The following is a 19,503-nucleotide window of genomic DNA, read 5'->3' as shown; positions in this document are numbered from 1 at the left end:
AGCATCCACGCTGTAGGTGCTCGATGAACGTCGGCATCGAGGCACTCAACGTCTACTGCGGCCTGGCCCAGATCCCGGTGCCGGCGCTGTTCGAGGGGCGCGGGCTGGACACCGAGCGCCTGGGCAACCTGATGATGCGCAACCGCTCGGTCGGCCTGCCCTTCGAGGACCCGGTGACGAACGCGGTCAACGCCGCCCGGCCGATCGCCGCCGACGACCGCATCGAGATCCTGATCACCTCCACCGAGTCCGGCCTGGACTACAGCAAGTCGGTGGCCTCCTACGCGCACGAGTACCTCGGCCTGCCGAAGAGCTGCCGCGTCGTGGAGGTCAAGCAGGCATGCTACGCGGCGACGGCCGCGGTCCAGCTCGCCGCCGCCTACGTCGCCTCGGGCGTGTCGCCCGGCGCGAAGGCGCTGGTGATCGCGACGGACGTGGCGCTGGTGGACGAGCGGGCCGCCTACGCCGAGCCCGCGATGGGCGCCGGGGCGGCGGCCGTGCTGATCAGTGACCGGCCGCGCATCCTGGACCTGGACCTGGGGGCGTTCGGCAACCACAGCTACGAGACGATGGACTCGGCGCGGCCGGAGCCGACGTTCGACGTCGCCGACTCCGACCGCTCGCTGTTCGCCTACCTCGACTGCCTCACGAGCTGCCTGGCCGGCTACCGGAACAAGGTGGAGAACGCCGACTTCGCCACCACCTTCGACTACCTGGCCATGCACACCCCGTTCGCCGGGATGGTCAAGGCCGCGCACCGCAAGCTGATGCGGGAGTCGGGGGGCGGCACGGCGTCGGTCGAGGAGGACTTCGAGCGGCGGATGCTGCCGTCGCTGGCCTACCCGAGCCGGGTGGGCAACCTCTGCTCCGGCTCGGTCTACCTGGCGCTGGCCAGCCTGATCGACAACGCCAGCCTGGACGGCGCGGCCCGGGTCGGCCTCTACTCCTACGGCTCCGGCTGCTCCTCGGAGTTCTTCAGCGGCCTGGTGGACGAGGAGTCGGCGCGGACGCTGGCCGCGATGCGGATCGGCGAGCAGCTGGACGGCCGCTGCGAGCTCGGCTTCGACGAGTACGCGGCACTGCTGCCCGCCACGCTCACCTGCCTCGTGCCGGAGCGGGACAGGGAGGTCGACGTGGGGGCGTACGAGCACCTGCTCGGCCGGGCCCGCTTCGACCGTGACCTCCTGGTGAACACCGGGACGAAGGACTATCACCGAACCTACGAATGGCTGACACCATGACCAACACGCAGATTTTCGAGACCGTCAAAGAGAACGTCCTGAAGGTGCTGCCGGACCTGCGGCCCGGCGACGTGACGGCCGAGGGCACCTTGACCGACCTGGGGGCCAACAGCGTCGACAGGGCCGACGTGGTCACCATGAGCATGGAGGACCTCGGGCTGACCGTGCCGGTGTCGGAGTTCCAGGAGGTGCACGACATCCGGTCCCTGGTGGACCTGCTGGCGAGGCACTCATGAGGGTCGTCGTCACCGGCATGGGCATCGTCTGCTCGATCGCCTCCACCGTGCCGTCGTTCACCAGGGCGCTGCGGGCGGGCCGGTGCGGGATCGGCCCGGTGCCTGACCCCGGCGACGGCGGCCCCCGGCTGGCCGCGCTGGTCAAAGGCTTCCGCTTCAAGGACGCCGTGGCGGCGCGCCATCGTCTGCCCGAGGAGACGCGGCGCGGCGCGTTGCGCGCCGCGAGCCGCTCGCCGGAGCCGCTGCAGATGGACCTGGTCGCCGCCATGCAGGCGTTCGAGCAGGCGGGGCTGCACGAGGCGAAGGCCGACCCGGAGCGGATGGGCCTGGTCGTGGCCGGGCACAACCTCAGCTCCGGCTACGCGCACGACCTGCATCCCAAGTACGAGGACAACCCGGCCCACCTGCCGGCCAGGTTCGCCCTGCACTTCATGGACACCGACCGGGTCGGCACGCTCAGCCAGGTGTTCGGCATCAGAGGCGAGGGCTACACCGTGGGCGGCGCCTCGGCCAGCGGGAACGTGGGCATCATCAACGCCGGCCGGCTGGTGGAGTCGGGGGCCGTGGACGTCTGCCTGGTGGTGGGCGCCATGACCGACCTGTCGCCGATGGAGAAGCGCGGCCTGGCCACGCTGGGCGCGGTCGCCGGCGTCGAGGAGCCCAACAAGGCCAGGTGCCGGCCGTTCGACGAGGACCACGAGGGGTTCGTGCCGGGCCAGGGCGCCGGCTGCGTCGTGCTGGAGAGCGCCCGTTCGGCCGCCGCCCGCGGCGCGACGGCCCTGGCCGAGCTGTGCGGCTACGACCTGAAGCTGGACGCCAACAGCCTGCCCGACCCGCGCGAGGAGGGCGAGGCCAAGGTGATGGTCAACGCCATGGCCAACGCGGGCGTGGGGGCGCGCGACATCGACTACGTCAACGCCCACGCCACGGCGACGCCGAGCGGCGACCTGGCCGAACTGGCCGCGCTGCGCCGGGCGCTGGGCGACAGCTTCGGCCGGCCGTGGGTCAACTCCACCAAGGGGCTGGTCGGGCACTGCATGTGCGCGGCGGGCGTGGTGGAGGCGATCGCCACCGTGGTGCAGATGCGTCACGGCTTCGTCCACCCCAACCTGAACCTGCGCCATCCGATCAACGACGACTGCCGCCTGGCGCCGGGCAGGCTCCGCGACGCCGACATCCGTTACGCGCTGTCCAACAGTTTCGGCTTCGGCGGCTTCAACACCTGCATAGTCCTCGGGCGCGAGCGTTGAGCGGCGGTAGACCGCCGGTGAACGCATACCGCCCAGGGTCAGGGGTAGCGCAACAGAGAGCAAAGAAGGAGCTGACATGACCACCCAAGGTAAGGGCTCGTACCAGATCACCGGATGGGACGAGAAGCCCTACGAGGAGAAGAAGGGCCAGCCCAAGCTCACTCAGGCCCACGTCACCAACGCGTTCAGCGGTGACATCGAAGGAGAGGGCCGGGCCGAGTACCTCATGGCCTACGCCAGCGACAGCGACGCCAGCTTCGTCGGCCTGCAGAAGGTCGTCGGGAGCGTCCGCGGCAAGAAGGGTTCCTTCGTGCTGCAGACGACCGGCACCTTCGACGGCGGCAAGGCCAAGGCCGACTGGTTCGTCGTGCCGGACTCCGGCACCGACGAGCTGAAGGGGCTGAGCGGCAAGGGGGGTTACGTCTCCAAGAGCGACGGCTCGGCGGACGTCACCCTGAACTACACCCTCAAGTAGGCGCTTCCTGCACGGGTACGCGGGGCCACGCGCCCCGCGTACTCGCATGTCAGGAGATGCTCAGTGTTGAGCAGACCGGCCCGTGCCCCCGCGCAACGATGGCCGCATGGACACTGAAGTGATCGTCGTCGGTGGCGGCCAGAGCGGGCTCGTCGCGGGCTACTACCTGAAGCAGGCCGGCATCCCCTTCGTCATCCTGGACGAGGAGCCCCGGCTCGGCGAGGCGTGGCGGCAGCGCTGGGACTCGCTGGAGCTCTTCACGATCGCCGAGTACTGCGCCCTGCCCGGCCTGCGTTTCCCCGGCAGGAAGAACCGCTTCCCGAGCAAGGACGAGATGGCCGACTACGTGGAGGCGTACGGCAAGGAGTTCGACCTGCCGGTCAGGCTCGGCACCCGCGTCACCTCCCTGGAACCCATCGAAGGCGGCTACCGGCTGGAGACCACGAAGGGCACGTTCGAGGCGCCCCAGGTGATCGTCGCGACCGGCGCCTACCGGCTGCCGAAGCTGCCAGACCTCGCGAGCAGGCTGGACCCGGAGGTCTTCCAGGTGCACACCGGCCACTACCACAACCCGTCCCAGGTGCCCGGCGGGACGGTCGTCGTGGTCGGCGCCGCCAACTCCGGCGCCCAGATCGCGCCCGAGCTGGCCGCCGATCGCCGCGTCCTGCTGTCGCAGGGCTCGCCGCTGCCGCACTTCGGCCGCCGCTTCCTGGGCAAGGGCCTGCACTGGTGGGGCGACAAGTTCGGGCTGATCGCCAAGCCGCTGATGGGCGAGCGCGACCGCCTGCACAAGAAGACGATCCTGGTGGGGCCGAGCCTGAAGAAGCAGGCCAGGCGGCACGGGTTCGAGCTCGTGGGCCGCACGGTCGGCGCCGAGGGCCGCACGCTGCGCTTCGAGGACGGCCGCTCGGCCGAGGTCGACGCCGTCGTCTGGGCCACCGGCTTCCGCTACGACTACTCCTGGATGCGCGTGCCGGTGCTGGACGACGGCGGCACCCCGGCGCAGGAGCGCGGCGTGACGGCCGCCCCCGGGCTCTACATCCTCGGCATGCAGTGCCAGCACTCCTACGGTTCGGCGCTCATCTGGTGGGTAAAGGACGACGCGGCCTATCTGGTCGAGCGCATCAGGCAGTTCCGTCCCCAAGCGGTGGCCGGCAGAAGGGGTTGAGCGACATGTCCAGGCAGGTGGCGTTGCTGCGCGGCGTGAACGTCGGCGGCCGGAACATGGTGAGCATGGCCAAGCTCCGCGAACTGCTGGAGGGCCTCGGCTTCGAGGACGTCAAGACGCATCTGCAGAGTGGCAACGTCGTCTACACCAGCGGCAAGAGCCCCGAAAAGGCGGCGGCCGAGATCGAGGCCGCGCTCGCCCGCGACCTGGGCGTCAACGTGCCCGTCCTGGCCAGGACGGGCACCCGGCTCGGCGAGATCCTCAAGGCCGACCCGCTCGGCGACGTGGCCGACGATCACGCCCTCTACCTGGTCACGTTCCTGTCCGGGAAGCCGGAGAGCAAGCCGATCAAGGAGCTCGACCCGGACGCCTTCAAGCCGGACGTGTTCAAGCAGGTCGGCGAGGAGATCTACGTGTGGTGCCCCAACGGGGTGCGCAACACCAAGCTGTCGTACTCCTTCTGGGAGAAGAAGCTCGGCCTGACCGCCACCGCCCGCAACTGGAAGACCGTCACCAAGCTGCACGAACTGGCCGGCGCGAGCTAGCCCGAACTGGCCGGCGCGAGCTAGCCCGAACCGGCCGGCGCGAGTCATCCGGCCGTGCGGGCCAGCACGCGCTTGAGGGTCTTGCCGATAGGGCCGCGCGGCAGCGTTTCGGTGACGACGTAACGCGCCGGCCGTTCGGCCGGTTCGAGCCGGTCGGCGGCGAAGGCGCTCAGCTCACTCTCGGGCACGGGGGAGCGCAGCACGACGGCCGCGGTGAGGCCCTGCGGCCCCTCGAACGCGGCCGCCTCGATCACCTCGGGATGCCAGTGCAGCGCGTGCTCGACCCGCAGAGAGGAGACCCGGCGCCCGTCGGACGTGATGACGTCGGCGGCGCGGTCGAAGAAGCGCAGCCGCCCCGCTCCGTCCAGGTCGCCCAGGTCGCCCATGTGGGTCCAGCCGTCGCGGAAGGTCCGCTCGCCGGCGGCGGCGTCGTTCAGGTAGTAGCGGGGCGGGGCGTCGGAGCGCAGGCAGATCTCGCCCGCCTCGGTGATCTTCACTTCGGTGCCCGCGCTCGGCCGGCCCAGCAGCCCTTCGTCCGCCTCGGTGGGCGGCGTCTCCACCGGGCGGTGCACGAAGGCGGGGGCCGACTCCGTCGAGCCGTAGCCGATGACGATCCGGACGCCCGGCAGGGCCGCCATGAGCCGGGCGACCGTGGCCATCGGCACCGGCGCCGAGCCCAGCATGAGCGCCCGCAGGCCGGACAGGTCGAACCGCTCGTGCCACCCGTGCGCCACCATGCGGGTCGCGGTGGACGGCGGGACGATCGCCATCGGCACCCGCAGCTTCTGGAGCATGCGGGCCACGTTCTCCGGCCCGAGGTCGGTCAGCACGTGCGTGGTGGCCGGGGCGGTCATCGCCGTCATCAGCGCGCTGTGCCCGGCGTTCGTGCCCAGCGGGACGGCGGCGAGCACCCCGTCCACGCCGGTGAACAGCTTCCCGCGGCCCTCGTGGCCGTAGGTGAGGTTCGCGACGGGGACCGCCACGGCCTTGGGCCGGCCGGTCGTGCCCGAGGTGTAGAGGATCTCGGCCACGTGGTCGTCCGATGAGTCGTCCCGCGCGCCGTTCCGTGCGCTGTTCCGTGAGTTGTTCCGCCCGCCCGCGGGGTCGCCGATCGGGCCGGGCAGCACCTGGCCGACCCCGCACTCGGCCAGGCGGGCGCGCACCTCCTTCTCCGGCAGCGCGGGCGGCAGGCCGAGCACGGTGCCGCCGGCCAGGTGCACGGCCAGGGCGGCCACCGCGTGCTCGATCCAGTCGTCATGACGCAGCGCCGTCCTGACCGGGGCCAGCCGCCCGGCCAGCTCCTGTGACCGGGCGGTCCAGTCCGCCACGCTCAGCTCGCGCTCGCCGTCCACGACGAGCGCCACATGATCGCCCGCACGGGCGCCGAACAGGTCTGCCGGAGTCGTCGTCATGCGGCCGATGGTAGGAAGCCGGCCGCTCTCCGGATGCTCAGTGTTGAGCAGACCCGGGGAGCGGCTTCGTGTGGGCTGGAGTCGGCATGGTCCGAGAAGAAGTGGGACGGCTGCCAAGAACAAGGGAGGCGATGACATGAACCAAACCGGTTCGAGTACGCGCGGCCAGCTGTTCGCCACCATCGGCGCACTCCTGGCCCTGGCCCTGGCCTCGATCGACGTCTCGGTGGTGGGGGCGGCCATGCCCCGGATCGCCGGCGACCTGAACGGCCTGTCGCTGTACGCGTGGGTGGGGGTCTCCTACGCGGTCGCGGCAGCCGTCGTCGTACCGATCGCCGGCAAGCTCGGCGACCTGTTCGGCCGCAAACCGGTGCTCCTCGTCGGCCTGGCGGGCTTCCTGGTGGCGTCGTGGCTGTGCGGCGCGGCCCAGACGATGCCCCAGCTGGTCGGCGCGCGAGGACTGGCGGGGCTGTTCGGCGGCGTGCTGATGGCCAACGTCTTCACGCTGCTGGCCGACATCTACACGCCGGAGCGCCGTACCCAGATGCAGGGAGTCTTCTTCGGCTTCTCCGGCCTCAGCATGGTGATCGGGCCGCCGCTCGGCGGGTTCATCACCGACAGCTGGAGCTGGCGCTGGGTCTTCTACGTCAACGTGCCCATCGGCGTGCTCGCGATCGCCGCCGTGCTGATCGGCGTCCCGTTCGTGCGCAGCGGCGCGAGCTGGCGCGACATCGACTTCGCCGGCGTCGTCACGCTCGTGGCCGGGCTCGTCCCGATCCTGATCGGGCTCACGCTCACCGGCGACGGGCACGCCTGGACCTCGCCCGAGGTTCTCGCGCTGCTGGTCGGCGGCGCCGCGCTGCTCGTGGTGTTCTATCTCGTGGAGACGCGGGTGGCCAAGAACCCGCTGGTGCCGTTCGCGCTGTTCCGGAGCAACCAGGTCTCCGTCATGGCCGTGGTGGCCTTCTTCTCCGCGTTCGCCATGATGGGTACGGCCTTCTACGTGCCGCTGCTCTACCAGGGCGTGCTCGGCGTGAGCGCGACCCACTCCGGCACCCTGCTCATCCCGATGATGCTCGGCCTGATGCTCATGGCCCCGATCGCCGGCAAGGCCATGACGGCCCTGCCGCGCTACCGCGTCCTCGGCGTGTTCGCCATGGCCGCCATCGTCGCCGGGCTGCTGATCCTGTCGGCCGTCGGGCCGGACAGCGGTCAGGGCCTGCCGATCACCGCCATGGTGCTCATCGGCATCGGCATCGGCATCGCCTTCCCGATGGCCACGGCCGTCGTGCAGAGCGCGATCCCGATGGAGCAGGTGGGCGTCGGCACCAGCCAGATCCAGTTCTGGCGAATGATCGCGGGGCCGGTCTCGCTGGCGATCCTCGGCTCGATCATGTCGAGCCGGCTCGGCGTCGCCGCGCAGGGCGGCGAGGGGGTGGCCCCGCCGGTGCTCGCGGACGCGCTGGGCGACCTGTTCCTCGCGTGCGCGATCGCGGTGGGCATCGGCCTGGTGGCCAGCCTCTTCCTGAAGGAGATCCCGCTGCGCGACATGTCCATGGGCAAGTCGCGGGCGGGCAAGCCGGATCAGCGAGCCCCTCAGCAGCAGGACCGTACAGCCAGGGCTTGATCCGTTCGTCGGTGGCGGGGCCGTGCGCGGCCCCGCCACCGCCGTGCCTGCTCACAGTTGAGCAGACGGACGCGGGCGCGCGGACGAGGCTGCTGGCATGAACTCCTACCCGATCCCCAGGACGTGCCCGCTGGATCCGCCGTCCGACTACCGGGACCTGCAGTCGGGGCGGCCCATCACGCGCGTGCGGTTGGACTTCGACGGGAGCGAGGTCTGGCTGGTGACGCGGTACGAGGACGCCCGCGCCGTGCTCGGCGACGCCAGGTTCAGCTCCGACTTCGCCAAACCCGGCTTCCCGGCCCGGCTCACCTCGCAACCTCCCGGGCCGGGCACCTTCATCAGGATGGACCCGCCCGACCACTCGCGGCTGCGCCGCCTGCTGCTGCCGGAGTTCAACCGCAGGCGGGTCGAGGCGATGCGCCCGACGATCCGGCGCATCGCCGGAACGCTCGTCGACGACCTGGCCGCGCAGGGGCCGCCGGCGGACCTGGTCGAGGCACTGGCCCTGCCGCTGCCGTCCCAGGTCATCACCGAGCTGCTCGGGGTGCCGTACGAGGACCGGGACTACTTCCACGAGACCACCAAGGTCATCGGCGACCGGAACGTGGAGCCCGAGCAGCGCATGAAGGTCCGCGAGGACCTGCGGCACTACCTGGAGCGGCTGGTGGCCGAGCGCGAGCAGCGGCCGGTGGACGACCTGCTCAGCCGTCTCGGCGCGCACCGGGAGGCGGCCAAGGTCAGCCGCGAGGAGGTCGTCGGCATCGCGACGCTGCTGATGGTGGCCGGCTACGAGACCATCGCCAACCAGATCGGCGTGGGCACCGTGGCGCTGCTGGAGAACCCCGACCGGCTGGCCGAGCTGCGCGAGCGGCCCGAAGCGCTGCCCGCCGCCATCGAGGAGATCATCCGCCACCAGACCGTCATCGACTACGGCGCCCGCCGCGCCGCCACCGCCGACGTCGAGGTCGGCGGCCAGGTCATCAGGCAGGGCGAGGGCGTGGTGGTGGTGCTGGCCGCGGCCAACCGCGACGAGGAGGTCTGGGCCGCCCCGGACCGGCTCGACTTCAGCCGGTTCGGTGATCCCGCCGAGCGGCAGGAGCACCTCTCCTTCGGCTTCGGCATCCACCAGTGCATGGGCCAGCTGCTGGCCCGTGCCCAGCTGGAGATCGCCTGGTCCACCCTGTTCGCCCGGCTCCCGGGGCTGCGCCTCGCGGTGCCGCTCGACGAGGTGCCCTTCCGCTCGGACATGTTCGTGTACGGCGTCCACGCGCTCCCGGTGACCTGGGAATGAGCCGCGACCCGCGGGACCGGGTCCGCGCGCTCTTCGATCCGGGGACCGTCCGGCCGCTGCCGGGCGACGACGGCTGCGGCGTGCTCGCCGCCCGGGGTGACATCGGCGGCGGCCCGGTCGTCGCCTACGCGACCGACCCCACCCGCATGGGCGGCGCGATGGGCGCCGAGGGCTGCGCCGGCATCGTCGACACCATCGACCTCGGCGTCCGGGAGAGGATCCCCGTCGTCGGCCTCTGGCACTCCGGCGGCGCGCGGCTGGGCGAGGGCGTCACCGCGCTCGACGGCGTCGGCCAGGTGTTCGCCGCGATGGTCCGGGCCTCCGGCACCGTCCCGCAGATCTCCGTCGTGCTCGGCCCCGCCGCCGGCGGCGCGGCCTACGGTCCGGCGCTCACCGACGTGGTGATCATGAGCGAGAGCGGGCGCGTCTTCGTCACCGGCCCGGACGTCGTCCGCAAGGTCACCGGCGAGGACGTCGACATGGAGCACCTCGGCGGCCCCGACCCGCACAGCAGGCGCAGCGGCCTGGCCCATCTCACCGCGCCCGACGACGAAGGCGCCATCGACGCCGCCCGCCGGGTCACCACCCTGCTCGGCGGCCAGGGTGAGCTGCGCCCCGGCGACGCCCGCGCCGACGCCGGGCTCGGCGACCTGCTCCCCGAGCGCGCCAACCGCGCCTACGACGTGCACCGCATCGTCGCCAGGCTGCTCGACGGCCCCGGCGAGGAGCTGCACCCGAAGTGGGCGCCCAACCTCGTCACCACGCTCGGCCGGTTGACCGGCAGGACCGTCGGCGTCATCGCCAACAACCCCCTGCGCAAGGGGGGCTGCCTCGACGCGGCCGCCGCCGAGAAGGCGGCGCGGTTTGTGCGCATGTGCGACTCCCTCGGTGTCCCCCTGGTCGTGCTCGTGGACGTGCCCGGCTACCTGCCCGGCGTCCGTCAGGAGTGGGACGGCGTGGTCCGGCGCGGCGCCAAGCTGCTGCACGCCTTCGCCGAGGCCGTGGTGCCCCGGGCGACGCTGGTGATCCGCAAGTCGTACGGCGGCGCGTACGTCGCCATGAACTCCCGGGCCCTGGGCGCCTCCGCGGTGTTCGCCTGGCCCACCGCCGAGGTGGCCGTCATGGGCGCCGAGGCGGCCGTGGACATCCTGCACCGCAGGAAGCTGCGCGACGGCCCGGAGGACGGGCGCGAGGAGTTGCGCCGCCGGCTCATCGCCGAGCACGAGCAGGAGGTCGGCGGCATCGGCAAGGCCGTGGAGATCGGCGTCGTGGACGAGGTGATCGAGCCCGCCGACACCCGGCGCCGGCTCGCCGACGCCCTGCTGCGGGCGGTGCCGCTGCGCGGCAGCCACACGAACATCCCGCTGTGAAGCCCCTGCTCACTATTGAGCAGGCAGCACGGCGGCCCCTGATTAGCGTGACGAACAAGTCCGACAGACGGAGTGAAGCGATGACCAACCCGAATCCCGTCATCCCGCCCGCCGAGCACCAGACCTCGGTGCCCGCGGGCGATCTGATCAACTCGGCCACCGCGGGCGTGATCGTCGAGCGGACCGCCCAGGTCAAGAACGGCTTCCACGCCAAGGGGCGCAAGTTCGCCCGCATGATGGCGGAGATGGTGACCGCCAAGCAGGTGGGAGTCGCCAGCGTCTTCCTGTACGAGGAGACGTTCGGGACCAAGGACCGGCTGCACTGGCTCATCCACCTCAGCTCGCTGCACGCGTACGAACAGATGGTGCACATGGGCACCTCCGACGACGAGTACCGCGACAACACCGCGGACGGCGGCTGGGACGAGATGTTCGTCGACGGCAGCATGCAGGAGACGGTGCTGCTGCCGCAGTTCTGGGGCATGTACGGCACCAAGGTCGACGGCGAGCGCGAGAAGCAGTCCGCGGTCTACCAGCAGCAGGGCGAGATCACCGGGCTGCCCGGCGCCCGCGAGCAGGTGCCGCAGCCCTACGAGCGACTCGTCCACTCGGGCAACTGCGGCCTCCTGTTGCACCGGACCGCCCAGCTCGACTACGACTTCCGGTCCGAGGGACGCACGTTCGCCCGGGAGGCCGCCGAGTCCATCAACGAGAACCTGCCCGGCGAGGCGACGGTCTTCGTCTACGAGGAGGCCTTCGGCGCGGCCGACCGCATCCACTGGCTCATCCACATGAAGTCGCTGAGCACCTACTACAAGGTGCTGGCGCTGCACGTGAAGGACGAGAAGGTGCGGGATCTGTATTTCCAGGAGCGCATCGCGCCCGAGCGCGGCGGCGGCACCTGGGCCAGGATGTTCACGCCCGGCAGCATGGCCGACACCGGCCTCACCCCGCACCACTGGGGGATGTACGCGACATGACCGGCCGCTGCCTGCACGAGATCTTCGCCGAGCGGGCCGCGAAGGCCCCCGAGCGGACCGCCGTGACCTGCGGCGCCGAGGAGATCTCCTACGGTGACCTGGACGCCCGGGCCGACCGGCTCGCCTGCCGGTTGCAGGCCGCGGGCGCCGGTCCCGGCGTGCTGGTGGGGCTCTGCGCGGACCGCGGCATCGACCTGGTGGCGGGGCTGCTCGCGATACTCAAGGCGGGCGGCGCCTATGTGCCGATCGACCCCGCCTACCCGGCCGAGCGGATCGCCTACCTGCTGGACGACAGCGGCGTCCGCACGGTCGTGACGACGTCGGACGTGGCCACCCGGCTCGACGGCACACTGCCGGCCGAGACCGTGCTCGCCGAAGCCGAAGCCGAAGCCGAAGCCGAAGCCGAAGCCGAAGCCGAAGCCGAAGCCGAAGCCGAAGCCGAAGCCCAAGCCGAAGCCCAAGCCGAAGCCCAAGCCGAAGCCGACGCCGAGCCGTCCGACGGCCGCCCGGCGGCCACGGCCTCCGACGAGGACCTGGCCTACGTCATCTACACCTCGGGCTCGACCGGCGCGCCCAAGGGCGTGCTGGTCGAGCACCGCAACGTCGTGCGCCTCTTCGAGCGGACCGAGCACTGGTTCGGCTTCGGCGACGGCGACGTCTGGACCCTCTTCCACTCCGTCAGCTTCGACTTCTCGGTGTGGGAGCTCTGGGGCGCGCTGTTGTACGGCGGCCGGCTGGTGATCGTTCCGGCCGAGGTGGCCAGGTCGCCGGAGGCGGTGCGCCGCCTGCTGCTGGACGAGGGCGTCACCGTGCTGAACCAGACGCCCTCCGCCTTCCGGCACCTGGTGGCCGCCGACGCCCGGCAGGAGCGGCCCGCGCCGTACCGCCTGCGTCAGGTCGTCTTCGGCGGCGAGCGGCTGGACATGGAGCTGCTCGAACCGTGGATCGCCCGCTACGGCGACGACCGCCCGCGGCTCGTCAACATGTACGGCATCACCGAGACCACCGTCCACGTGACCTACCGCCGCGTCCGCGCGGCCGACCTCGGCCACCCGGAGCTGAGCCCGATCGGCGTGCCCATCCCGGACCTCCGGGTGGACGTGCTCGACGAGCACGGACGCCCGGCCACGACCGGGAACCTGCACGTCTCCGGCCCCGGGCTGGCCCGCGGCTACCTCGACCGGCCCGAGCTGACCGCCGAGCGCTTCGCGGTCCTGCCGGACGGCGGGCGCCGCTACGACTCGGGCGACGTCGTGACCCGGCTGCCCGGTGGCGAGTACGCCTACCTGGGGCGGTCCGACGACCAGATCAAGGTCCGCGGGTTCCGCCTGGAGCCCCGGGAGATCGAGCTGTGCCTCCTGGGCCACCCGCGGGTCGCCCACGCGGTGGTGGCCCACCGCGACTACGGAGAGGGCGACGTCCGGCTGCTGGCTTTCGTCGTCGCGGACGGCGACCCCGGCCCGGACCTGATCGAGCAACTCACCGAGCGGGCCGCGGACCGGCTTCCGGCGCACGCCCGCCCGTCCACCTACCACATCGTGTCGGAGATCCCCATGACGCCTCAGGGAAAGGCGGACCGTGCCGCTCTGGCCAGGTCCGCGCAGGCATCGTCGGCCGCCAAGGTCGTGCAGCGCATCGCCGAGGACGTGCTCGAACGAGACGAGGTGCCACCTCGGGTGGACCTGTTCGACCTGGGCGCCACCTCGCTGGCGATGACCCGCATCATCGCCCAGGTGAACGAGCGCTTCGGGCTGGAGCTGACGGGACGTGAGCTGGAGGAGGAGGCGTCGGTCGCCTGCCTGGCCTCCTGCGTCGAGGAACAACTGACCGTAAGGGGATAGACCATGCGAGAGACCACATTGCGCGGCGAGTACTCGATGAGCCCCGAGGAGCTGAAGAGCTTCCACACTCAGGGCTATTTCGGGCCGTTCAAGGTCTACGAGATCGACGAGATGCGCCAGAACTGGCGGCGCGAGCGGATGCGTCTCATGGACCGCAGTGACGCCGTCTACCAGGACGAGGCCGCCTCGTCGGGCAACACCAACATCTCCAACTACGACCGGCACCTGGACTCGGCCTTCCTCGCCGACCACATCAGCCGGCCGCAGATCGTGGACCGGGTGGCCAGCGTGCTCGGCCCGGACGTGCTCTGCTGGCGCACGGAGTTCTTCCCCAAGTATCCCGGCGACGAGGGCACCGACTGGCACCAGGCGGACACCTTCGCCAACGCCTCGGGCACGCCGCAGATCGTCTGGCCGGAGGCGGAGGAGTTCGGCGGCACCATCACCGTCTGGACCGCCTTCACCGAGGCGAACGAGGACACCGGATGCCTGCAGTTCATCCCCGGCACGCACGAGACGATGTTCTACGACGAGACCAAGCGCATGCACTACGACCCCAACAAGATCAACCAGGAGGACAAGGAGGGCGTCCGGCGCGGCTTCTTCGGCTACGACTACCGCGACCTGCAGATCGACCCCGGGTGGAAGCCCGACGAGTCGAAGGCGGTTCCCATGGTCATGAGGCCGGGCGAGGCCATCCTGTTCTGGTCGACGCTCATGCACGCCTCGCTGCCGCACAACGGCCGGACCGAGGAGATGCGCCTCGGCTTCGCCTCGCGCTACGTGCCGACCAAGGTGAACGTCTACCCCGGCACGGACGAGATCGAGGAGTACGGCGGCCGGGTCAGTCTGGAGAGGTACGGCGCGGTCCTGGTGGCCGGGCAGAACGACAACCCGCGCAACCGGATCGCGACCGCCACCACCACCGGGCACGCCTTCACCACGCGGTGAGGCCATCGTGACAGCTCGCAACCCACGGAACGCGGTGATCGACCCGTGACCACCGAACTCAGACGTCTGACGCGGGCCGTGCAGGACGCGCGGCCGCTGGTGGACGTCCTGCGGCATCCGGTGCGCCTGGCCGGCCCGCCCGGCCTCGCCTCCCTTGTGGGCCGTGTGACCCGACGGCTGGGCGCACCGGAGTTCGCACTCGACGACCCTGACTCGCTCGGCACCTTCGAACGCCTGGTCAGTGACCATCTCGCGCTGCGCGAGGGCATGGGGGAGGAGCTGCCGCCCGGCGTCGTCGACGAGGTCGTGGACGACGCGGCGAAGGACGGCTTCGAGGGGCTGTGCGTTCGCGACGAGGTCAAACCGGCGGACGGGGGCGTGCCGTTGCCCGCCTACGCGGCCGGCGACCCGGCGGCCCCGGCCGTCGTGCTCGTGGCCGCCTGCGGCATGCCGGCCCGGCTGTGCGAGCGATGGATGCGCTTCCTGTCCCGGACCCATTACGTGATCACGTGGGAGACCCGCGGCCTCTTCGGCCCCGGCGCGGGCGGTTGCCCGGACGCCGGGGTGACGGCGCAGGCCGGCGACCTCTTCGCGGTCATGGACCACTTCGGCGTGCGGCGCGCGCACCTGATGTGCCTGTGCGGCGGAGCCGTCATCGGCCTGGCCGCGGCGCACCGCGACACCACCCGTGTGCAGTCGCTCAGCCTCTGGCACGGCGACTTCGCCGCCGTCGCGGGGGCCGAGCGAACCCATCACCAGCAGAACCTGGTGGCGCTCATGGAGATGGGCGCGACCGGCCCTGACCGGGCCGCCGCCATTCACCCCGTGCTCTGTCAGACGATGCTCTCCTCGGTGCCGCCGGACCTGGCGCACCTGGTGGTCTATCCGTACGCGACGGCCGATCTCCTGCATCGCTACTGCCGGTTGAACGGGGAGATCATGAAGACCGACGTGAGCCCCTGGCTGGCCGGCATCGACCGGCCCGCGCTCGTGGTCACCAGCCGGGACGACGAGACGGCGCATCCGGAGGGGTCGAAGACGGTCGCGGGATCGCTGCCCGGCGCCATGCTGCACATCAGACCGCACGGCGATCACATCTCCCTCTTCAAGGGAGATCTGGAATTGATGAACATGGCCCGCGACTTCATCGATTCCGCGGCGGGCCGATAATATCCTGAATCCGCCCCTCGGCCTATTTTCTCATCGAGTCTGGAAATTCCGTAAATTCTGTTAGTCGGTCGCTCGATGGGTAGGGCTAGGGTGTTCATGGCAATACATGTGAGGGGCGAGTCAATGAAGTCGTCGGATGTCGCGCAGCTGAAGGACGGCCTCCGGTCCTTCATCGCGCACGATGCGTCAGGAGCATGTTCGGTCAGGGTGCCGAAGCGCACCAACATCTACAACTGCGGGCAGCGCGACAGCAATATCTACGTGATCGAAAGCGGGCAGATCAAAACGCAGATGTATGCCCGCTGCGGCAAGGAGTGCCTGCTGTCGATCTATACGGCCGGCGACATCTTCGGCGAGTCCTCGCTGCTCGGGGCCGAGCGCAGCGAGACGGCGACCGCCATGCGGACCACCTGGGTCCGCCGCATCCCGGCGGTCCGCTTCCGCGCAGCGGTGGCCGACAACGAGCTCATGGACGGGTTCATCGACTATCTCGCAATGCGGCTGCGGGAGCAGCAGGAAGTCATCGCGACGATGGTGACAATGGACAGCGAGCAGCGTCTCGCCTCCGTCTTATTACGTTTATCCCGCAAAATCGGAAAACGTCGCGCGCCGAATGTGCGCGCCATTGAAGAACGCATCACCCAGGAAGAACTGTCCGGCATGGTCGGCACCACCAGATCCCGTGTCGGCTTCTTTCTGAAGCGATTCAAGGACGCCGGTCTGGTGCTGCCGACCTCGGACCCGTTCCTCGTCGTGAACGAGGAACGCCTGGCCGAATACGTCGACGAGGTCAACTGATCGGGGACGGCTGGACCGGCCGTCGCAGGCCGGTCGCCGTTCAATCGCTCAGCAGGTGATCAGGCTCAGCAGGTGATGAGCTCGAAGGGAACCGCCGGACGCCCGCCGAATCGCTGTCCGGCGGCGTTCACGAAGCCTTCGAGCGGCGCCCGCGCACCACCCGGGGGCACGCCCAGCGCGGCCAGGTACGCGGCGTGCGCCTCGACCGAGGCCAGCGCCGCGTCCAGATACCCGGTCACGTCCACCGCGTGCGTCGGCTGGACGGAGCCGGCGATCGCCACGTACGTGACACCGCCCCACGGCTCGGCGCCGGCGTCGGGCAGGATCCACCGGTTGCCCGCGTCGAGGACCGCGTCCAGCACGGCCCGCCCGGTGTTGCGGTGATCGGGGCTGTTCCACTTCCCGGTGAAGGTGAAGTCGTGGTGGTTGAAGGTGATCACCAGCTCGGGCCGGTGACGGCGGAGCGCGGCCACCAGGTCGTGCCGGAGCTGAGGCGAGCGCTCGATCCCGCCGTCCGGATGGTCGAGGAACTCGACCGACGAGACGCCGACGATGGCGGCGCTGGCGCGCTGCTCCTCCTCCCGCGCCTTCCGCGCCTGCTCCGGAGGCATCGAGTCGATGCCCGCCTCCCCGCGGGTCAGCAGGAGATAGCCGACCTCCTTGCCGGCCGCGGTCCAGGCGGCCACGGCGCCGGCGCTGCCGAACTCCATGTCGTCGGGATGGGCCACGACGGCCAGGGCTCTGGTCCAGTCATCGGGCATGGGCTGTAAGTCATCCGTCATGCCATTTCCCCTGACATACACGGAGATCGCTAAACCTGCCGGTCCGCCCTCGTACAACCCCTGACGAATGTGAAGGGGTTGGCTGAAGGCAGGTGATCGTATTGTCTTGAGGGGACATTCCGCGACATGAGGATCACAGGATGCCCCGTTCGAGAGTTCTCCTGTCCGTGCTCGCCGCCGCCGCGTCCGTCCTGCTGATCAGCGGATCCGCCGAGGCGCTGGACGATCCGCCGTTACCCGCGGCGATCTTCCGCGCCACGCACAACAGCTATTCGGGCAACGTCGCAGGCGCCAAGGGGTCGATCGCCTACCAGCTCGACCAGGGCGTTCGCTTCCTCGAACTCGACATCCACGACAACGGGTACGGCACCTCACGCGACTACTCGATCGGCCACGACTCTCCCGGCGACCAGGTCGACCACACGGGAAACCCCGCGTCGAACCTCCTGCGTGACTGGCTCAACGCGATCAACGCCTGGTCCACGGGCCATCCCAGCGCCGCACCGATCGTCGTCGCGCTCGACATCAAGGACGACCTGACCGACAACACCTCCTACGCCGCGGGCAACCTGGCCGCGCTCAATGAGGAGCTCGTCTCCGTCTTCGGCTCGCGGCTGTACTGGGCCGAGGACTATCCGGCCGGTTCGCGGACGGTGGACGCGTTACGCGGCCGGGTGCTCGCTCTCATCTCCGGTCACGACGAGACCCGCACCCAGTACAAGCGCGACATCGGCGCCAACCCGGCTGTCGCGATCAACGGGCGGGGCCAGGTCGTGGAGGTGCACGACTCGGGCTCGGGGGCCCTGTGGTACTGGACCGGCAGGTACGGTGCCGACGGCCGGGTGACCTGGCTACGCCACGGCAGGTACGACAGCGGCGTGACGCCGGCCGTCGCACTGAACGACAACGGTGACCTGGTCGAGGTCCACCAGTCCCAGAACAACACCACGCTGTGGTACCGCGTGGGCCACCTCGGCGCCGACGGAGAGATCGCCTGGGGGTCCAGCCGCCAGTACGACCGCGGCGTCCTGCCGACGATCAGGTTCACCGACGCGGCGGGCACCCGGCTCCGCGAGATCCACCGCAGCCAGAGCAACAGCCAGAACTGGCAGTGGGCCGGTACGCTCGACGGCGGCGCGAAGACCGTCTCGTGGAGCGGCAACGCCACCACCGGCGACGCCCGCTACGACAAGGCCACCTCGGCCAGCGGCACGTCGAGCGTGCACGTATGGACCGGCGCCGACGGCCCGACCCCGTCCCAGACCCTGCGCGTGGACACCGACGCGTTCGCGGGCGACCGTATCCGCTACCGGCAGGTCGCTTTCGACGAGTTCCAGCAGGGCGACAGCGCCGAGCTCCGGCAGGGCGCGCTGTTCTACGCCGCGAAGGCCGGAGAGTCGTCGTTCATCACCGAGGCACGGCGGGCAGGACGGCTCGTGCGGGGCTGGGACTTCGACTCGGCGAGCCAGGCGACCGACCCGCTGGCCAACTATCCGGCGACCAACCATCCGTACGCCGCCTGGTATCAGAACATCGTCACCCAATCCGGCGCGGTGGAATGATCCGGCCGCACGAGCTCGGACAAGACAGCGCGCCGATGTGTGACAACGTCCTGGACGGTGCGCCTGCCGGCTGCGGGAGCCGGCTCAGGGCCGGCGCGTGGCGCACCCTGACCGTCAGAGGGACAGCAGGCCATGGGAGAGCTGATCGGCGGCCAAGTCCTCCCACTGTGCCGTGGTCCAAGCGCATTCGCGCGTCATCACCAGAAACAGATCCGGTGACAGTATCCCGACGGTGATGTCCGTGGCCCGGCGCTTGGTCAGGCCGGGCCGCAGGGCCCGCAGGCGGGTCAGGATGGCGATGACCTCTCCGTGGGCGGCGTGCCGCTGCTCGCAGTTGGCGGCCCACTGGGCGGCCATGTCGGGGTCGCCGGCCGCGGCGTCGCGGACCACCGCGAGGACGGGGGCGACCCGGTCGAGGATGACCCCGCTGTGGTGCACCCATCCTCGTACGACCTCCCTCGGGTCCTGTGCCGCCCGCAACGCGGCGAACCAGGGCCGTCGCAGGAGTGGCACGGGCTCGTCGTCTCCGGCGGACGCGACGTCGACCACGTGCTTGAGCAGCTGGCTCTTGGTCCCGTAGTGGAAGTAGACCGTTTGCACCGACACCTCGGCCGCGTCGGCGACCAGCTGGAAGGTCGTGCCGGTGTAGCCCCGCACGACGAACAGTCCATGCGCGGCGTTCACGATGCGGCTTCTGGTCTGTGCCGAGCGCCGCTTCGGACTCTTGACGTCTTCCATTGATTTAGAGTACCACTTTAGAGTGTTACTTTAGAGTTTACTGCAAGAGGTGAGTCATGATGGTCC

18 protein-coding genes are annotated in these 19,503 nt (G+C 70.4%); 15 read left to right on the top strand and 3 right to left on the bottom strand.

The features are described from left to right. The first annotated feature begins 23 nt into the window (after positions 1-23). The 6 genes from AB0I38_RS20930 (at position 24) to AB0I38_RS20905 (ending at position 4,915) form a co-directional block, all read left to right on the top strand. Positions 24-1,241, top strand: coding sequence for a hydroxymethylglutaryl-CoA synthase family protein (locus AB0I38_RS20930; RefSeq protein WP_358470258.1), 1,218 nt, complete (start codon positions 24-26; stop codon positions 1,239-1,241). Further along, positions 1,238-1,477, top strand: a complete 240-nt coding sequence (locus AB0I38_RS20925; protein WP_358470255.1) for a phosphopantetheine-binding protein — start codon at positions 1,238-1,240, stop codon at positions 1,475-1,477. Before AB0I38_RS20930 ends, AB0I38_RS20925 begins: the two co-directional genes overlap by 4 nt. Further along, a complete protein-coding gene (locus AB0I38_RS20920) occupies positions 1,474-2,727 on the top strand; it encodes a beta-ketoacyl synthase N-terminal-like domain-containing protein (protein WP_358470252.1) in 1,254 nt (417 codons plus the stop codon). The genes AB0I38_RS20925 and AB0I38_RS20920 overlap by 4 nt, the downstream gene beginning before the upstream one ends. 76 nt (positions 2,728-2,803) lie before the next feature. Then, positions 2,804-3,202: a DUF3224 domain-containing protein gene (locus tag AB0I38_RS20915; protein WP_358470249.1), complete on the top strand. Its 399-nt coding sequence runs from the start codon at positions 2,804-2,806 to the stop codon at positions 3,200-3,202. A 106-nt stretch (positions 3,203-3,308) separates the two neighbouring features. Then, positions 3,309-4,370 (top strand): flavin-containing monooxygenase, encoded by a 1,062-nt coding sequence (locus AB0I38_RS20910; RefSeq protein ID WP_358470247.1) that lies wholly within the window; start codon positions 3,309-3,311, stop codon positions 4,368-4,370. A 5-nt stretch (positions 4,371-4,375) separates the two neighbouring features. Then, entirely contained in the window at positions 4,376-4,915 is a 540-nt protein-coding gene (locus AB0I38_RS20905) for a DUF1697 domain-containing protein (protein ID WP_358470245.1), read from the top strand. Positions 4,916-4,959: 44 nt separating this feature from the next. Here the strand turns inward: AB0I38_RS20905 and AB0I38_RS20900 are convergent, their stop codons facing one another. Beyond that, a complete protein-coding gene (locus AB0I38_RS20900) occupies positions 4,960-6,327 on the bottom strand; it encodes a class I adenylate-forming enzyme family protein (protein ID WP_358470242.1) in 1,368 nt (455 codons plus the stop codon). Positions 6,328-6,463: 136 nt separating this feature from the next. Here AB0I38_RS20900 and AB0I38_RS20895 point away from each other — a divergent pair, with 136 nt between their 5' ends. The 8 genes from AB0I38_RS20895 (at position 6,464) to AB0I38_RS20860 (ending at position 16,355) form a co-directional block, all read left to right on the top strand. Then, the gene (locus tag AB0I38_RS20895) at positions 6,464-7,954 is read left to right on the top strand and encodes an MFS transporter (RefSeq protein ID WP_358470239.1); all 1,491 of its coding nucleotides are present in this window, start codon (positions 6,464-6,466) and stop codon (positions 7,952-7,954) included. Positions 7,955-8,051: 97 nt separating this feature from the next. Further along, positions 8,052-9,245, top strand: a complete 1,194-nt coding sequence (locus AB0I38_RS20890; protein ID WP_358470236.1) for a cytochrome P450 — start codon at positions 8,052-8,054, stop codon at positions 9,243-9,245. Beyond that, a complete protein-coding gene (locus tag AB0I38_RS20885; RefSeq protein WP_358470233.1) occupies positions 9,242-10,615 on the top strand; it encodes an acyl-CoA carboxylase subunit beta in 1,374 nt (457 codons plus the stop codon). The genes AB0I38_RS20890 and AB0I38_RS20885 overlap by 4 nt, the downstream gene beginning before the upstream one ends. Positions 10,616-10,695: 80 nt before the next feature. Continuing rightward, positions 10,696-11,595, top strand: coding sequence for a DUF6039 family protein (locus tag AB0I38_RS20880; RefSeq protein ID WP_358470230.1), 900 nt, complete (start codon positions 10,696-10,698; stop codon positions 11,593-11,595). Beyond that, the gene (locus AB0I38_RS20875; protein ID WP_358470228.1) at positions 11,592-13,436 is read left to right on the top strand and encodes an amino acid adenylation domain-containing protein; all 1,845 of its coding nucleotides are present in this window, start codon (positions 11,592-11,594) and stop codon (positions 13,434-13,436) included. The genes AB0I38_RS20880 and AB0I38_RS20875 overlap by 4 nt, the downstream gene beginning before the upstream one ends. A 3-nt stretch (positions 13,437-13,439) precedes the next feature. Next, positions 13,440-14,387 (top strand): chlorinating enzyme, encoded by a 948-nt coding sequence (locus tag AB0I38_RS20870; protein WP_358470225.1) that lies wholly within the window; start codon positions 13,440-13,442, stop codon positions 14,385-14,387. 45 nt (positions 14,388-14,432) lie between these two features. Beyond that, entirely contained in the window at positions 14,433-15,557 is a 1,125-nt protein-coding gene (locus tag AB0I38_RS20865; protein WP_358470222.1) for an alpha/beta fold hydrolase, read from the top strand. A 123-nt stretch (positions 15,558-15,680) separates the two neighbouring features. Continuing rightward, positions 15,681-16,355, top strand: a complete 675-nt coding sequence (locus AB0I38_RS20860; protein WP_358470219.1) for a Crp/Fnr family transcriptional regulator — start codon at positions 15,681-15,683, stop codon at positions 16,353-16,355. A 65-nt stretch (positions 16,356-16,420) separates the two neighbouring features. Here AB0I38_RS20860 and AB0I38_RS20855 read toward each other — a convergent pair whose 3' ends face one another. Continuing rightward, complete coding sequence (locus AB0I38_RS20855) at positions 16,421-17,137, bottom strand: PIG-L deacetylase family protein (RefSeq protein WP_358470216.1); 717 nt, start codon at positions 17,135-17,137, stop codon at positions 16,421-16,423. A gap of 140 nt (positions 17,138-17,277) precedes the next feature. Here AB0I38_RS20855 and AB0I38_RS20850 point away from each other — a divergent pair, with 140 nt between their 5' ends. Next, positions 17,278-18,699: a hypothetical protein gene (locus AB0I38_RS20850; RefSeq protein WP_358470213.1), complete on the top strand. Its 1,422-nt coding sequence runs from the start codon at positions 17,278-17,280 to the stop codon at positions 18,697-18,699. Positions 18,700-18,813: 114 nt separating this feature from the next. Here the strand turns inward: AB0I38_RS20850 and AB0I38_RS20845 are convergent, their stop codons facing one another. Further along, positions 18,814-19,383 (bottom strand): TetR/AcrR family transcriptional regulator, encoded by a 570-nt coding sequence (locus AB0I38_RS20845; protein WP_358470210.1) that lies wholly within the window; start codon positions 19,381-19,383, stop codon positions 18,814-18,816. Positions 19,384-19,503 lie beyond the last annotated feature (120 nt).

This window comes from Nonomuraea cavernae (assembly GCF_040655715.1).
GTDB lineage: Bacteria > Actinomycetota > Actinomycetes > Streptosporangiales > Streptosporangiaceae > Nonomuraea > Nonomuraea cavernae_A.
This window is presented reverse-complemented; position numbering and strand designations above follow the sequence as displayed.

Bases quoted from the DNA above. Each gene is read 5' to 3' on its own strand.
- AB0I38_RS20910 (WP_358470247.1), top strand. From the start codon at position 3,309: ATGGACACTGAAGTGATCGTCGTCGGTGGCGGCCAGAGCGGGCTCGTC.
- AB0I38_RS20930 (WP_358470258.1), top strand. From the start codon at position 24: ATGAACGTCGGCATCGAGGCACTCAACGTCTACTGCGGCCTGGCCCAG.
- AB0I38_RS20875 (WP_358470228.1), top strand. From the start codon at position 11,592: ATGACCGGCCGCTGCCTGCACGAGATCTTCGCCGAGCGGGCCGCGAAG.
- AB0I38_RS20850 (WP_358470213.1), top strand. From the start codon at position 17,278: ATGCCCCGTTCGAGAGTTCTCCTGTCCGTGCTCGCCGCCGCCGCGTCC.
- AB0I38_RS20895 (WP_358470239.1), top strand. From the start codon at position 6,464: ATGAACCAAACCGGTTCGAGTACGCGCGGCCAGCTGTTCGCCACCATC.
- AB0I38_RS20855 (WP_358470216.1), bottom strand. From the start codon at position 17,137: ATGACGGATGACTTACAGCCCATGCCCGATGACTGGACCAGAGCCCTG.
- AB0I38_RS20870 (WP_358470225.1), top strand. From the start codon at position 13,440: ATGCGAGAGACCACATTGCGCGGCGAGTACTCGATGAGCCCCGAGGAG.
- AB0I38_RS20890 (WP_358470236.1), top strand. From the start codon at position 8,052: ATGAACTCCTACCCGATCCCCAGGACGTGCCCGCTGGATCCGCCGTCC.
- AB0I38_RS20920 (WP_358470252.1), top strand. From the start codon at position 1,474: ATGAGGGTCGTCGTCACCGGCATGGGCATCGTCTGCTCGATCGCCTCC.
- AB0I38_RS20885 (WP_358470233.1), top strand. From the start codon at position 9,242: ATGAGCCGCGACCCGCGGGACCGGGTCCGCGCGCTCTTCGATCCGGGG.
- AB0I38_RS20860 (WP_358470219.1), top strand. From the start codon at position 15,681: ATGAAGTCGTCGGATGTCGCGCAGCTGAAGGACGGCCTCCGGTCCTTC.
- AB0I38_RS20900 (WP_358470242.1), bottom strand. From the start codon at position 6,327: ATGACGACGACTCCGGCAGACCTGTTCGGCGCCCGTGCGGGCGATCAT.
- AB0I38_RS20905 (WP_358470245.1), top strand. From the start codon at position 4,376: ATGTCCAGGCAGGTGGCGTTGCTGCGCGGCGTGAACGTCGGCGGCCGG.
- AB0I38_RS20880 (WP_358470230.1), top strand. From the start codon at position 10,696: ATGACCAACCCGAATCCCGTCATCCCGCCCGCCGAGCACCAGACCTCG.
- AB0I38_RS20925 (WP_358470255.1), top strand. From the start codon at position 1,238: ATGACCAACACGCAGATTTTCGAGACCGTCAAAGAGAACGTCCTGAAG.
- AB0I38_RS20915 (WP_358470249.1), top strand. From the start codon at position 2,804: ATGACCACCCAAGGTAAGGGCTCGTACCAGATCACCGGATGGGACGAG.